Raw genomic sequence first — 12,983 nt, 5'->3', positions numbered from 1 at the left:
GCCACGCCGGGAGGCGGGTGAAGGATGGGAAAGTTCAGCAGCGAAGAATGTACCAGACGATACTTTCGGGAGGCTCGCCATGGTTCCAACCGTCCGGAAGCCCTGGTACCGTCGCCGCTGGGTGCTGGTCCTGCTCGCCGTCCCTGTCGTGTTCCTGGTCGTGCTGGGGGTTCTCGGCTTCTCCCTGTACCGGGTCGCCGTCAACTCCGCACAGCCCCAGCCCGTCTGGGAAGGCCCGCTCACGCCTGAGCAGCGCAGGGAGATCTTCGACGCGCTCTGGACGACTGTTCAGCGCAACTATTCCTACCTCGAGCTGAAGGGCATCGACTGGAGAGCCCGCCGGGCGACCTACTGGCCCGAGGCGAAGGCGGCGCCCGACGACGCCGCCTTCTACCGCGTGCTGGAGCGGATGGTGGCCTCGCTCGACGACGGCCACTCCCGCCTCGTCTCCTACCCCGGACAGCAGCCGGTGACCACCCCGCCCCTCACTCTTGGCTGGGTGGAGGAGCAGTACGTGGTGCTGGAGGTCGGCGAGGCCCTGGCGGACCGGGTCACGCCCGGCGACCGGCTGACCGCCATCGACGGCCGCCCCGTGGCCGAGGTGGCAGCGGAGCTGCGCCCGTACATCGGCGAGGCGACCGAGGCCCGGCGCCAGCGCCGCATCGCCCGGAGCCTGCTCACCGGTCCGCCCGGCAGCGCCGTGGCGGCGACCTTCCTCCGGCCTGACGGGGGCGAGTACACCGTGGTACTGGAGCGGCCCGAGCCCGAGCCGGACAGCCCCACGGTCGGACCGCAGCCCACGCAGGTCACCGCCCGGGAGATCGAGGGATTCGGGTACATCCGCATCCACATGTGGACAGGCGACGCCGCCTACGCCTTCGACGCCGCCCTGGAGCGGTTCAGGGGCGCGCCCGGACTCATCCTCGACGTGCGGGGGAACGGCGGCGGGGACGACAGGCTGGCCAGCCAGGTCGCCGGCCGCCTGTTCGCCGAGAGGCAGCTCTTCAGCCGCTTCCGGTTCCGCATGTACCCGTTCTGGACCCCCCTGATGCCCCACTACGTGGAGCCCCGGGGACCCTGGACCTACACCGGCCCGGTGGTGCTGCTGATCGACGAGGGCGTCTACAGCTCCAACGACTTCTTCGTCGGCGGGCTGGCCCGCACCGGCCGGGTGACGACCGTCGGCCGCCCCACGGGTGCGGGTTCTGCCAACCCGGAGATCTTCACGCTGCCCGGCGGGGCGAGGGTGCGGCTCTCCCGCTGGATCGAGTACTTCCCCGACGGGACCCCGGTGGAGGGGAACGGCACCCGGCCGGACATCGAGGTCCAGCTGACCATCGCCGACATCGCGGCCGGCCGTGACCCGGACGTGGAAGCGGCTCTCGCCATCCTGCGGGGACAACGGTAGGTGGAAGGCGGGTCACTGCCTGCAGCGGGCGGCTCAACACCGAACTATGGCGAACTCCTGACGGATGACGTATTATCACATCGTAAAACATTACGAAAGAAGGCCCGCCCAGTGACCCGCATCCAGCAAGGTACCCCGGAGTACAGACGGGTGACCCTGGCCCTGTTCCTCGGTGCGCTGGCGGTGTACGCCAGCCTGTACGTCACCCAGCCGATCCTGCCCCTCCTGTCCGACCACTTCGGCATCTCGCCCGCACACGCCAGCCTCTCCGTGTCGGTGGCGACGATGAGCCTCGCCCTCTCCCAGGTGCTGGTCGGACCCCTGGCCGACTCCCTGGGGCGCAAGCCGATCATGACCTTCGCCATGCTGGGCGCCGGCGTCATCGGCGTGGCGGCGGCGTTCGCGCCGACCTTCGGCCCGTTCCTGGCCCTGCGCTTCCTGCACGGCCTGGTGATGGCCGGACTTCCCGCCACCGCCATGGCCTACCTGGCCGAGGAGATCGACGTCCGCCACCTGGGGGCGGCGATGGGGCTCTACATCGCGGGCAACTCCGTGGGCGGCCTGAGCGGGCGCATCATCGCCGGCACCGTCGCCGACTTCTGGGGCTGGCGGGCCGCGGTGGGCAGCATCGGCGTGCTGAGCCTCGCCTGCGCCCTCTGGTTCACCCGCACCCTCCCCCCGTCCCGCCACTTCAGGGCCCAGCCGCTGCAGCCGCGGCGCCTGGTCGGGTCGCTCCTGCACGCACTCTCCGACCCCTTGCTGCGCAGCCTCTACCTGATCGCCTTCCTGACGATGGGCTCCTTCGTCGCCCTGTACAACTACGTCAGCTACCACCTGATGGCGCCGCCCTACGGGCTCAGCGCCGCCCTGGTGGGCTGGATCTTCGTCCTCTACCTGGCCGGCACGTTTAGCTCGGCCTGGATGGGCCGCCTCTCGGACCGGTACGGCCGGGCGCCGATGCTCGCCCTGAGCCTCGCGATCCAGCTGGCCGGCGCCGCCGTGTCGCTCGCCGGCGGGCTTCTGGTGAAGATCGCCGGCATCGCCGTCTTCACCTTCGGCTTCTTCGGGGCGCACTCCATCGCCAGCGGCTGGGTGGGGCAGCGGGCCGTGCAGGACAAGGGCGCCGCCTCCGCCCTCTACCTCTTCACCTACTACCTGGGCTCCAGCATCGCGGGGACCACCGCCGGCCTCTGCTGGATGCGCTTCGGCTGGCCCGGCGTGGTGGGCTTCATCGGCTGCCTGCTCACCGCCGCCCTGGGCATGGCCGCCCTGGCCCGGCGGCAGGGCAGCCGGTGAGACGCGAGATCCGGGCGCCCCTCGTGGGCGCCCGGATTGGTCTGTTCCGTACCGGCCCTGCAAGCTGGCGGCACCTGGATGCGGCGCCGCGCCCGGGGTCGCGACGCCCATCCGTGCACGGGTATCGTGGATCCGGGGGCCTGATGCCCGACTGCCCGGCGCCCGGATGTAACGCGTCCAGGCGACGGCGCGACCGCCGGTGGCGGGTCACGCCCCGTCAGCCGCCTTCCCCGGCGCGGCCACGTTGGACGCGTCTCGCCTGCGGTACCAGTCTAAGGTCTCCCGGATCGCCACCGGGTGCGGCGTCGAGTGGTCGCCGAACGCCCGGGCGTACCGGCTGTGGTCCACCACGTAGGGGCGCTCGAAGGTGTACAGCATCTCCTTCAGCTCCCGAATGGTCGGGTTGAAGAGCCCCATGAGCGCCACGAACGCCCTGGGTGCCACCCGGAAGCGCGGCTTCTCCCCGGCCTCGGCAAAGACCATCTCGAGGAACTGCCGGGTGGTGATGGTCGGGGCGCTGGGCGCATGCCACACCTGGCCCAGCGCCTCGTCCCGCTCGCCGAGGGTCACCAGGGCCCTGGCGAAGTCGCGGATGTACGTGTAGGTGTGCGGGACGTCCAGGGAGCCCAGCAGCTCCGCCGGCCTGCCGGCCAGCGCGGCGCCGAAGACCCTCTCCCCCATCGCCGAGTGGAGCACGCCGGGGCCGAAGAAGTCGGAGGCGCGGCAGATGGCGGCGCGCACCCGGCCGGCGCGGTGCGCTTCCATCAGCGCGTCGGCCATCTGCGCCCGGGTCCGTCCCTTGCGCCCCGTGGCCCGGTAGGGCAGCGCTTCGGTGATGGGCCCGTCCACCGGCCCGTACATGTACAGGTTGTCCGCGTAGATCAGCCTGGCCCCCGCGTCCGCGGCTGCCCTGATGATGCCGTCCATGATCGGCGGGAACTTCTCGGGCCACTCGGTGTAGGGGGCCTTGGCGCAGTGGTAGATCACCTCGGCGCCGCGGCAGGCCAGACCCGCAGTCACCGGATCGGTCGCGTCCGCCCGGACCACCTCAACCGGCGGGGGCACGTCGGCGCGGCCGGAGCGGTTCACCATCCGCACGCGCTTTCCCCGGGCGAGCAGCTCCTGCATCACGGCCATGCCGACCGGCCCCGAGCCAAACACCACGTGGATTCCGGTCTCCGTTCCCAGGTTCATCCCCCCCGTTCTGCCTTGCCCCGGACATTTACTGTACTATATGCAATCTTCGTGCATCAAGAGCGGGCGGGCACATGGGGCTGGCCCGCCTGGGCCGGCGGGGCAAAAGGGCGCCCGGGGTTCCCGCAGCAGCGGAAACCCCGGGCGCACCGGCACGTTCCCCTCACTCGGCGGCCATCACGCACGGATCTCCCGCCGCATGAAGAGGATGTAGGAAATGGCGAAGCAGACCGCGGTCAGGGCCACGAGCCCCACCGTCTGCGGCCAGACCAGCACCAGCGACTGGCCCACCGGCAGCACGCCCTCCAGGGCGCCGAGCACCTGCTCCAGCGTCACCGGGCCCAGCGTCCGTACCAGCGGGTTGAGCAGGGTGACAATCGCCTCGCTGTAGAGGTAGCTGGGGGAGATGCGGCTGAGCCAGAGCCCCAGGCCCACCGGGTCGTCGCCTGCGGCGAGGTTCACGAGCATGTCCCAGAAGGCGCTGAAGAACAGCCAGACCGAGATCGAGGCCAGAGCCGAGGTGGCCGCCTGGCGGAAGACCACGGAGAAGAGGATGGCCAAGGCGAGCCAGAAGGCCACGTAGATCGTGGTCAGCACGCCGTAGGCCACGAGGCGCAGCGCCTCGTCGCCCGTGGGCGGGACGCCCAGCATCAGGAGCCCCAGGGCGCCCACCCCGGCCAGCAGGGCCGTCAAGGTGATCACGATGGCCAGCACGCCGGCCAGGAACTTGCCGTTGATCACGGCGTCCCGGTGGATGGGCTGCGCCAGGATCCGGCTCAGGGTGCGCCGGTTCTGCTCCCCGCAGACGGCGTCGAACCCGAGGGCGATGCCCAGCAGCGGCGCCAGGAAGGTGACGAAGGCGGTCAGCGGCGGGAGCTGGGGCGAGCCGCCCGTGAAGAGCCGCAGGAAGACGAACTCGGGGATGGCGGCGGTCAGCCCCACCGCGTCCCGGATGGTCTGGGCGGCGGTGTAGAGCGAACCCAGCCCTGTCACGACCAGGAGCGCCACCAGGATCAGCATGCGCCAGCCGGAGACGTGGTCGGCGAACTCCTTGCGCACCACGGCGGCGAGCCCGCTCCCGCCGGTCCCCCGGCCACTGCCCGCCTCGGCCCGGGAGCGCAGCCGCTCCAGCCAGGCCCTAGGCTGCACCCTTGGAAGAACCGCCATCGCCCTCACCTCCCTCGGCGAAGTAGCGCCGGTAGATGTCGTCGAGGCTGCGGCCCACCTGGCTCAGGTGCATCACCGCTGCGCCGTGGGCGGCCGCGAGCCGGCTCACCTCGGGCCGCAGCTCCTTCCGGCAGACGAGCTCCAGCCGCACGACCCCTCCGGCTGGCGCAGGGCCGCCTGGGTGCTCGCCCTCCTCGAGCCGCCGGACCGACTCCACACCGTCCAGCCGCTCCAGTTCGGCGAGCAGCTCCGGCGGACAGGGCGAGAACTCCACCTCCAGCCGCAGGGGCTCACCGGACAGGGCCTGCTCGGCCAGCTCCTCCACGGGGCCGCAGGCGATCATCTGCCCCTTCACGAAGATGGCCACCCGGTCGCAGACCGCCTGCACCTGGTGGAGCAGGTGCGAGGAGAGCAGGACGGTCATGCCCTCGTCGGCCAGCTCCCGGATCAGCTGCAGGAACGCCCGGGCACCCTCGGGGTCCAGCCCCAGGGTCGGTTCGTCCATGATCACGACGCGGGGCTTCTTCAGGAGCACGTCGGCCACGCCCAGCCGCTGCCGCATGCCCCGGGAGTAGGCCCCCACCCGGGTGTCGGCGGCGTGGGCCAGCCCCACCCGCCCGAGCAGCCGGTCGATCTCCGGCGCGGCCTCGCGCCGGGCGATCCCGTTCAGCTCGGCGGTGTAGAAGAGGTTCTGCCGGCCGGTCAGCTCGTCGTAGAAGCCGACGTTGTCGGGCAGGTAGCCCGTGATGCGCTTGACGGCGATGGGCTCGCGCACGGGGTCGTGGCCCAGCACCCGGATCGAGCCCTCGGTGGGCTCGGTCAGCCCCAGCAGCATCAGGATCGTCGTGGTCTTGCCGGCCCCGTTGGGACCCAGCAGGCCGAAGACCTCCCCGGCCCGGACCTCCAGGTCCAGGCCGTCCACGGCGGTGAAGTCGCCGTAGCGCTTCACCAGGCCGCGGGTCTGGATCACGGTCTCAGCCACCGGCCTCACCTCCGGCCGAAGGTCCGGAAGACCCAGTAGAGCCCGCCGCCCACCGCGGCCAGCACGCCGATGCCCGCCAGGCCCCAGAGGGTGGGCGTCTGCACGGCCACCCGGAAGTCCGCGCTGTCCACAGCCCGGGAGTCGCCGCTGCGGGCGCGCAGGGTCAGCAGGTAGTCGCCCGCCAGCGCCTTGCTGTTGGGGGTGACCTCCACCGTCACCTGCCGGCTCTCGCCGGGCGCCAGGCTGTCAATGGACTCCGGCGAGAAGGTGGCCGACCAGTTGGGCGGCAGCGTGGAGGAGAAGTTGATGTTGGTCACGGGCGAGGTGCCGGTGTTCTTGACCTCGAGGGTGACGCCGTTCTTGCGCCCGGCCACCGCATCGAAGGAGAGCCGTCCGTCGGGGGTGGTCACCTGCAGGCCGTACTTGCCCAGCACCTCCAGTTCGAGGTCGAGGCTGGCCTCAGCCGAGCCCGACCGGGCGTAGACGGGCACGGTGTAGGTGCCGGCTTCCAGCTCCTCCGGGACCTTCACCGACACGGAGATGGACTGGCTGCTGTTGGCCTCCACCGGGATGGTGCCCACCTGCTTGCCGGACACGTTGAATGTGACCTCCCACCCCTGGGGCGGCGTGGCCGTGAGGGCGAACATCTCGTCCATATCGCCCTCGTTGCGGAGATTCACCGTGAAGGTGTAGGTCGTGCCGGCCTGGGCCTGGATGGACGGGAAGTCGGTCTTCATGCTGGCCCGCCCGGTCGCGGTGGCCGCGACGGTGATGGACAGCGGCAGCCGTGCGACCTCGCCGCCGCTGGACGCAGCCAGGACCACCCGGTATGTGCCCTCCGCTGCCCGCTCGGGCACCGGCAGGTTCAGCGTCACGGTCTCGCTGCTGTCCGGGGCGACGTAGACCTGGTTCACGGGGTAGCCCGAGCCCCGGAAGGTGGGCTGCTCCCAGCCCTCGGGCAGCTCGACCACCGCCAGGTCGGCCACGCCCGCGCCGCCGGACAGGTTGAGGGTCAGGGTGAGCTGCTCGCCCGGCTTGACGACGATGCCGGGATAGCGGGTCGAGAGCGTCAGGGCAGCTGCTGCGGCGGGCGGGGCAACGTAAAGGAGGACCAATGCGGCCGTGGCCAGCATGATCCCCCAGCGTGGAATGCGGAACGACATCGAGTCCTCACCTCACAACGATGTGGGGCATCGCTGCGGGGAGCGTCGGGCGGGCGATCGGGCGCTCCCGCGCGACGATGCCGGCAGTGTTGGAAATCCCGACAGAAATGGTGGCAAAGGAAGATGAAAATAGGCTTACAGGAACCTTAGAACTGCCTAAGAAACGTCTCCGAACGCCGCCCAGGCCGCGTCCCACTGCCCCAGGAGCCCGACCGATGGCACGATTGGGAGGTCGGTGGTCTAGTTGGTCCCCCGGGGTGCAGCTCCCAGGGGGGCTTGGTTTGGCCTGGGCAGGGGCAGAGGAGCGCGCTGCCGGTAGGAACGGCAGAGCGATTCCACGTAGGCGACCAGCATCTCCTGGCCATCCAGGCAACGGCGGGGGAGGCGGTCCGGTATCAGCCTCAGGATGCCGCTCAGCGAAAGGTCCTCGCTGTGAACCAGGACCAGCTGGATTCCCCGTTGCTGGCAGATGGCCTGCTTCATCAGATCCCTGGCCCGCTGGTACCGCACCTGCTCCAAACTGGGGAAAAGCTCCGTGGGGACGTAGTGCTGGGGACCGTTGAACTCAAACCCCGCGTCCGGCCAGTAGATTCGGTCGATCCGCATTCGTTCCATGGTATAGGGGTTTATGAGGAAACCCGGCGAGGCGTCGTCCTCGTAATCGTCGCGATCCACCGCAATCGTGAGCAGTTCTCGCATCAAGGCCTCTCCCCGGTACTTGGCCCTGTCCAGTCGACGGGTTACCTGAGCAACGGCTCTCGCCTGTGACTCCGCGTGGGGATTGATCACGGTGATGAAGAAGGAGCCGTACCGTCCGGGACGCGTTATCCCGATCCAGCCGTGCGAGCGCAACACGTCCAGCGCGCGCTTGACCGTATTGAGGCAGCAACCCGTGACAGTGCAGAGCTGATCGTAGGTGACTGCCACCGTGGACTCCTGGAAACCGGGCAGTAGTTGGACGGTCGCGTACATGACCTTCGCCTGTGCGGGGAGGTGACTCCTGAGCAGGTCCACGGGGATGGCTGCCCAGCTACCCGGTCGCTGAGGCACCGGCAGAGTCCGACAGAGATTGAGCCTCCGCAGCACGGCCAGACCGCTCTGCGCACCTGTCCGGGAAAGCCCCGATAGCTCTGCCAGTTCCCGGACTCCGCGGGGCCGCAACTGGTATCCCGCCCACGTCACCTTGGCGGTGGGGGTGAGGCCGGGGTTAAGGATAATTGTCCTGGGAACTTTGACCTGTCCCGGCCGGATCTGGATTTCCATGAGGCATCACCAGAATATATGTTCGGCAAGGGGAAGGCATCTCCTGCTAGGGATATCAGATTTTTCCTGTGGCAGTGTCGACATTGCCAGTGGGGGCCCAGGCATAGGAGGGTAAGTGTCAAGGAAAAGTCGCAGGCGCGGCGGGAGTGTGCTGTTTCGTGACAGTCCCGACCGGCTCGGCAGGCTACCGCTACACCGGGAGGTATTTCCCAGCACAGTTGCGCCCCGGCGGGCGTCGGAATGCGCCCAGGCGGGGCGGGTACAGGCGGCGGTCGGCGATGTGGTTGGGCGACCGAGCCGGGGCGCGAGGCTGCGAGTGTCAGGAAAAGACTCAGGCGCAGCCGGGGTGTGCTTTTTCTTGACAGTCCCGACTGAGTCGACAGGCGCCCACCACCCCGGGAGGATTCCCCAGCACAGTTGCGCCCGGCTCGGCGCCGGAATGCGCCCGGGCGGGGCGGTGCACTCGGAGGTCGGCGATGTGGTTCGTCGACCGATACGGAGGCGCAAAGCTGCGAGTGTCAGGAAAAAGCCGCAGGCGGGGCGTGGGGTGCTTTTTCTTGACAGTCCGACTGAGTCGGCAGGCGCCCGCTACCCCGGGAGGTATTCCTCAGCACAGTTGCGCCCCGCCCGGCGCTGGCATGCGCCCGGGCGGGGCGGGTACAGGCGGCGGTCGGCGATGTGGTTGGGCGACCGAGCCGGGGCGCGAGGCTGCGAGTGGGCGATGTGGTTGGGGACCGATCCGGGGCGCGGGAGGGCGAGTGTCAGGAAAAAGCCGCAGGCGGGGCGTGGGGTGCTGTTTCCTGACAGTCCCGACTGAGTCGGCAGGCATCAACTACCCCGGGAGGTATTCCTCAGCACAGTTGCGCCCCGCCCGGCGCTGGCATGCGCCCGGGCGGGGCGAAATAGTCGGAGGTCGGCGATGTGGTTCGTCGATCGATACGGTGAGTGTCAGGAACAAGTCGCCGGCGCGGCGGGAGTGTGCTTTTTCCTGACAGTCTCGACTGAGTCGCCAGGCGTCCGCTACCTCGGGAGGTATTCCTCAGCACAGTTGCGCCCCGCCAAGCCCATCCGCACAGAGCAACCGCCCCGGTGACAGCGAGCGGTCACCGGGGCGGACGTCTATTCAGAAGTACTCGGCGACCCGCACGATCTCGGCCGAGGGCACCAGCGTCGCCTCCGCCGCCGATTTGCCGGTCCGGCGCAGGTAGGCCTGCACCAGGTGGTAGCCGACGGCGTACCCGGCGTGGGTGGGCACGCCCTTGGGCTTGCCGCCGAACGCAGCCGCCACCTCGTCGCCGAAGATGTAGCTGCTCACCTCGCCGAACCCCCGGACATCCAGGGCCCGGGCGATCAGCTGCCGGCCGGTCTCCAGGTTGCCGCCCCGGACCTCCGTCACCCACGGGCCGATGGCGTCGGGTCCGTAGAGCTCGGCCGCGAATGACTCGGCCAGGCCCTCCATCACGATGTACTCGGCCACCGAGATGTCCATGCGCCAGGGCTCCACCAAGAGGCGCACCTGGTGGTTGAACTCGTGGGCGACGCAGGCGCCGAGCCGGGGCAGGTTCCGGTCATCGGGCCAGATGTTGACCATCACGTAGCCGGGAATGCCCCCGAAGCCTGTGTAACCCTGGTTCAGGGCCGCCTTGGCCGGGTCGGCGTCCCAGAGGAAGAGGCCGAAGTGCAGCGTGTCGATGGGGATCTGATAGCCCGTTGCGGCGATGGCCGCCGCCGCCCGCTCCAGGGCCAACCGGCAGACCTCCTCCGCGCCCGCGGCCTCGAGGCGGTCCAGCGCCTGCCGGTAGGCCTGCTCGGGCCCGTCCGGGCGCATGAGGCCGAACATGTGGATGGGGTCGACGCCGGGGGGCAACATGATCCGGACCATGGGCTCGAAGGGCTCCAGCAGACGGAGGATGGCCTCCCGGCGCTCGGCCTGCGGCAGGTCGAGCACCGCACGCTGGGCGGCGATCATGGGATGGACCGTAATGTGCATCGTCTGTACTCCTTTCACTCGGCTGGACCTAGTCTACACCCTGCCGCGACGTGAGGGTCAACGGGTACCGCGTCGCAATTCTGCAGGCGCGGCGCCGTCTGACCCGCGCGGCCGCCGGGCCGCCACGTCCAATCCGCCGCTGTCCAATAAGCTACCCCGCAACCACCGCGGGGCGCTTTGCCGGACCCGGCCGAGCGAGTACAGAAGGGGTTGGTCCTGCGACCAACCCCCCGTTGCTAGTACCGCTGCTCTGCCGACACCGCATAGAGGATCTGCGCTGCGGCGCCCCGTGTGATCTCCGCCTGCGGGTGATACCGGTTCTCCGCATCGCCGGAGATGATCCCGAAGCCGGCCAGCAGGGCGACGGCGTTGTGGTACTTCGCGCCCACCTGCTCGGCGTCGGCGAAGGGCAGCGCGATGCGTGCCTCCATCTCGGCGACCCGCGTGTACGCCATGGCCCGGACAGCCCAGAGGGCGAAGAGCTCACGGGAGACCGGCCCGTTCAGGTCAACCCCCTCGGTGAAGTCCTCCGGCCGCATGATGCCGGCCCGGAAGGCGGCGCCGAAGTAGGGCGAATCCTTCGAGGCCTCCAGCTGCAGGGCGAGCGCCGAACCTGCGCCCATGCCCCGGAAGTCGGCGGCCGGATAGGGCTGGATGCCCTTCGCCAGCACGATCCAGCGGGCCAGCTCCGCGGCGGTGGCCAGCTCGTCCGGGCGGAACCTGCCGTCCTCCAGCTCGAGGACCCCGCGGCTCCAGAGCAGCTCGATCTCCCGCTCGGCGAAGTGGCCGGCGATGTCGGTGGGCCGGCGGGCCGCCGCGATCAGGTCGCGCCCCTCCCAGTCCAGCGGAGCGCCGGTGCGGGCGTCGATGGCGGAGAGCGGGAGCACGTCGTCCGAGGCCCAGAGAAGCTGCGGCTGCCGCCGCTCCTCCCTGTCGGGATCCCAGAGGGTCACCCAGGCCAGGCGGATCCCCTTAGCCTCCAGGTAGGCATCCAGGGCCTTGTCCGCGCGGATCGCGCCTTCGGCGGCGGGGAAGTCATCCTTCCCCGGAACCTCGGTGTAGGCGGAGTACCAGCGCACGGCGCCGGTGCGGGCGTCGATCTCCACCGACAGATCCCGGCCGTCCACCGGCAGCCCGTTCTGCAGCTGCACGAAGTGGAAGTCGTAGCTGACGGGCTTCCGGTACATGTCACCCCGTTCGGGCTGCGGCAGGTAGAGGATACGGCCGGCGAGGTCGGGCCGGTTGTTCTGCACGAACGCGATGGCCCTCGCCTCGGCCTCCGCCCGGCTGACCGGCGGCTCCTCACCCTCCCGCAGCGACTCGTCGTCGCGGGACCAGGTGTACAGGGACGTCAGGACGCCGGCCCGGGCGTCGACGGTCGCATAGGTCTCGACGCCGTCCGTCCGCCACGAGAAGGACCATTCGTGCCGCTTGACGTCCGTCCCGGTCTCGTCGTAGGAGCTGGAGGCCGGGGGCGCGGTGATGCCGGTCGCCGCTGCGGCGATGGCCAGGGCCGCCTCCCGGTCCAGCGGGCTGGTGGGCGTCCGGTAGGGCTTCTGGGGCGAATCCAGCAGCCTGGGCTCGGGGTTGGGCTGAGCGACGCGACCGTTGTAGTCCAGCAGCCGGCCCTCCTGGTCGACGTAGGGCAGGCCGGTGCGCGGCGCGTAGACCAGGCGCCACTCGCCCTCATCGGTACCTCGCTTGGTGTAGTAGCGGTACTGGAGGGTCATGCCCAAGTGCGGCCGCAGTGCGGCCTCGGCCTTCTCCCGGGAGAGGACCGACCCGGGCGCGGCGAAGGAGCGGCCCTCGCTCCAGGTCAGGCTGTAGTCGGTCAGGCTGCCGTTGCGGGCGTCGACGGCGATGGAGACGCCCTCGTCCATCACCGGGTAGCCCTGCTCCACCCGCTCCCAGTGGAACTGGTACGTGGCGCCGCCGTAGTACCGGGCAGCCATCCCCGTGTCGACGAAGCGCAGGGCGGGCCGCAGCTCCTCCGGCACCAGCTTCTGGAACCAGTCCCGGGCGATGGCCAGGGCCTCGTCCCGGGTGTAGCTGAGGGCCTGGGACTCAGGGCCGGTCGACCAGGTGCTGTACCCGACCACCCGGCCGTTTACGGCGTCGATGTAGACATTGATGTAGATCTGGTCGGGTTTCTTCTCGTCGCTCTGCCAGCGGAGCGACCACACGGCTCTGTCCGCGTCCTGGCTGATCCCGGCGTTGGGCTCACCCAGCTCGGCAGGGATGGCGAAGGTCCGGTGGGCGATGGCGACGGCCTGCTCCCGGCTCACCTTCACCTCGGCCAGCTGGGGCTGCGCAGCGGGCAGGGCCGGGTCCTCGGGTACCGTCCCGTCGGCCGCCCAGGCCCCGGTGGGCAGGGCCAGCAGTGCGGCGGCCAGCAGGGCAGCCAGGAGACGGTTCTGCTTCCGGATCATGGTGATACCCCCTTCCAGTCGTTGGACGGGGGTATCGTCGTGATGGGTTTCCGTTGTGTGAAGAACGGTACGACCGGGCGGCGTGCGACTC

Annotated in this window: 9 protein-coding genes; 2 read left to right on the top strand and 7 right to left on the bottom strand. The window is 69.9% G+C overall.

What is annotated here, in order from left to right; all coding sequences use genetic code 11:
• Window positions 1-79 precede the first annotated feature (79 nt).
• Together J2Z79_RS12450 and J2Z79_RS12445 are read left to right on the top strand one after the other, a co-directional pair.
• Window positions 80-1,408 carry a S41 family peptidase gene (locus tag J2Z79_RS12450; RefSeq protein ID WP_209467221.1) on the top strand — a complete coding sequence of 443 codons (1,329 nt, stop codon included), beginning with the start codon at window positions 80-82 and terminating at the stop codon, window positions 1,406-1,408.
• 111 nt (window positions 1,409-1,519) lie between these two features.
• Entirely contained in the window at window positions 1,520-2,704 is a 1,185-nt protein-coding gene (locus J2Z79_RS12445) for an MFS transporter (protein ID WP_209467220.1), read from the top strand.
• Window positions 2,705-2,911: 207 nt separating this feature from the next.
• Here the strand turns inward: J2Z79_RS12445 and J2Z79_RS12440 are convergent, their stop codons facing one another.
• The 7 genes from J2Z79_RS12440 to J2Z79_RS12410 form a co-directional block, all read right to left on the bottom strand.
• A complete protein-coding gene (locus J2Z79_RS12440) occupies window positions 2,912-3,898 on the bottom strand; it encodes an SDR family oxidoreductase (RefSeq protein ID WP_209467219.1) in 987 nt (328 codons plus the stop codon).
• A 177-nt stretch (window positions 3,899-4,075) separates the two neighbouring features.
• The gene (locus tag J2Z79_RS12435; protein WP_245302702.1) at window positions 4,076-5,065 is read right to left on the bottom strand and encodes an ABC transporter permease subunit; all 990 of its coding nucleotides are present in this window, start codon (window positions 5,063-5,065) and stop codon (window positions 4,076-4,078) included.
• Window positions 5,037-6,047 carry an ABC transporter ATP-binding protein gene (locus J2Z79_RS12430; protein ID WP_342589482.1) on the bottom strand — a complete coding sequence of 337 codons (1,011 nt, stop codon included), beginning with the start codon at window positions 6,045-6,047 and terminating at the stop codon, window positions 5,037-5,039. The genes J2Z79_RS12435 and J2Z79_RS12430 overlap by 29 nt, the downstream gene beginning before the upstream one ends.
• A 5-nt stretch (window positions 6,048-6,052) precedes the next feature.
• On the bottom strand, window positions 6,053-7,210 hold the full coding sequence (locus J2Z79_RS12425) for a COG1470 family protein (protein ID WP_209467218.1): 1,158 nt from the start codon (window positions 7,208-7,210) through the stop codon (window positions 6,053-6,055).
• A gap of 240 nt (window positions 7,211-7,450) precedes the next feature.
• Window positions 7,451-8,473: a helix-turn-helix domain-containing protein gene (locus tag J2Z79_RS12420; protein ID WP_209467217.1), complete on the bottom strand. Its 1,023-nt coding sequence runs from the start codon at window positions 8,471-8,473 to the stop codon at window positions 7,451-7,453.
• Window positions 8,474-9,596: 1,123 nt separating this feature from the next.
• A complete protein-coding gene (locus J2Z79_RS12415; RefSeq protein WP_209467216.1) occupies window positions 9,597-10,463 on the bottom strand; it encodes a DUF2268 domain-containing putative Zn-dependent protease in 867 nt (288 codons plus the stop codon).
• Between the two features lie 236 nt (window positions 10,464-10,699).
• Complete coding sequence (locus J2Z79_RS12410) at window positions 10,700-12,892, bottom strand: YcdB/YcdC domain-containing protein (protein ID WP_209467215.1); 2,193 nt, start codon at window positions 12,890-12,892, stop codon at window positions 10,700-10,702.
• Between the last annotated feature and the right edge of the window lie 91 nt (window positions 12,893-12,983).

Origin of the sequence: Symbiobacterium terraclitae (genome assembly GCF_017874315.1) — a bacterium.
Classification (GTDB): Bacteria; Bacillota; Sulfobacillia; order Symbiobacteriales; family Symbiobacteriaceae; genus Symbiobacterium; species Symbiobacterium terraclitae.
This window is presented reverse-complemented; position numbering and strand designations above follow the sequence as displayed.